We start from the raw sequence: 1597 nt of genomic DNA, 5'->3' as shown, positions 1-1597 counted from the left end.
TAAAACCATTTATTAACAAAGGGTTTCGCGGATTTTTACCACAAAAAAGTGCCAGGTTTTGGCTAATGGTGTTTCAAAATGAATTGCATTTTTCTTTGTCGGATTTGCAAAATTGAGAATATCCAGACAGTTAAAACTGTTACCTGTTCCCTGTTCCCTACCCTCAGAGATTGCGCGAAACAAAATTTAACTTTCCCCCCCCACTACAACATCCCTAATTCGCAAACTCGGACCACCGCAACCCACCGGTAAACCATTTTGTCCACCTTTACCACAACCCCCGGATTCATCCCAGTAAAAATCATCACCGATGGCTTCTATATCTGCGAGGGTTTGGAAGACGTTACCGGAAAGGGTAACATCTTTTACGGGTTCAGCAATTTTCCCGTTTCTAATCATCCAGGCTTCCCCAGCAGTGAAAGTGAACATTTCCCCATTCGTCATTCCACCTAACCAATTTTGGGCATAAACTCCTTCTTTGATATCAGTAAATAAGTCGGGAACTGGGGTTTTCCCGCGTTCAATCCAGGTATTTGTCATTCTGACAATGGGTGAAAAGTGATAATTAAGACAACGAGCATTACCCGTGGGTTTCTCCTCTAATTTACCAGCAGTTTCACGGGAATGCAGTCTACCAACTAATACACCATCCTGAATTAACTGGGTAGTCGTTGCGGGTGTACCTTCATCGTCGTAAAAATAACTACCGCGATGTCCTTGGGGTACAGCACCATCAAATATTTGCAGTTCTTCTGGTCCAAAACGTCTTCCTAAAGTCATAACTTCGAGAATATCCGGGTTTTCATAGGCCATGTCCGCTTCGGAAAGATGTCCGAAAGCTTCATGAACAAATAAACCAGTGAGAATGGGATCAATAACTACGGTGTAAGTGTTGCCTTTAATTGAAGGTAATGATAAAGACGTAACGGCTCTTTCTGCCGCACCTTTAACTTGTTTGTCTAAATTAGTTAGGTCTTCGTAGGCTTTGCGAGAACCAGTGGTTTCTCTGCCGGTTTGTACTGTGTCTCCATTCCTGGCTGTGGCTGCAAAGCGCATTTCCATATCTACCCAAGATTGGTCAATGAAAGTCCCTTCAGATGTGATAATAATTACTCTTTGGCTGCTGTCACTATAACGAACGGAAGTAGTAGTAATACGGTTATCTAATGTTTTCATTAATTCCGTATAGCGATCGCATAATTGTTTTTTCTGCTTCAGCGAAACTTGACGGGGATCAGTACCCAAGATCGGTAATTGACATACTGCTTGGACAGGATCAATAGGTGCGAGTATAGTTTCTTCATCACCAATTATCCGGGCTGCGGCGATGGCTTCTTGTATGCGCTCTTCAATGGTTGCTAATTTATTAAAACTACTTAATCCCCAGCCACCTTTATAACAAGTACGAATCTGGCCACCAATAGAAATACCCTCACTGAGAGTTTCCACTTGTTCACCACGTAAGACAATATCTGTTCCCTGGGATTCTTCTAAACGAATCATCAAATAATCCACACGGGAAGAGTAACGGGAAATTAAATCTGAGAGGATATTTTGAACATCAGTAAGTTTAGTTGTCATTGCAAAATTCACTATC

The 1597-nt window shown here is 42.0% G+C and carries 2 protein-coding genes; both read right to left on the bottom strand.

Annotated elements, in window-relative coordinates; genetic code table 11:
• Window positions 1–12: 12 nt before the first annotated feature.
• Window positions 13–183, bottom strand: coding sequence for a hypothetical protein (locus ACIR310F_RS25370; RefSeq protein ID WP_155963676.1), 171 nt, complete (start codon window positions 181–183; stop codon window positions 13–15).
• A 3-nt stretch (window positions 184–186) separates the two neighbouring features.
• The gene (locus tag ACIR310F_RS0107710; RefSeq protein WP_028083327.1) at window positions 187–1581 is read right to left on the bottom strand and encodes a TldD/PmbA family protein; all 1395 of its coding nucleotides are present in this window, start codon (window positions 1579–1581) and stop codon (window positions 187–189) included.
• Between the last annotated feature and the right edge of the window lie 16 nt (window positions 1582–1597).

The organism is Dolichospermum circinale AWQC310F (assembly GCF_000426925.1).
Classification (GTDB): Bacteria; Cyanobacteriota; Cyanobacteriia; order Cyanobacteriales; family Nostocaceae; genus Dolichospermum; species Dolichospermum circinale.
This window is presented reverse-complemented; position numbering and strand designations above follow the sequence as displayed.

Coding starts and splice junctions, on each gene's coding strand:
- ACIR310F_RS0107710 (WP_028083327.1), bottom strand. CDS start 1,581: ATGACAACTAAACTTACTGATGTTCAAAATATCCTCTCAGATTTAATT.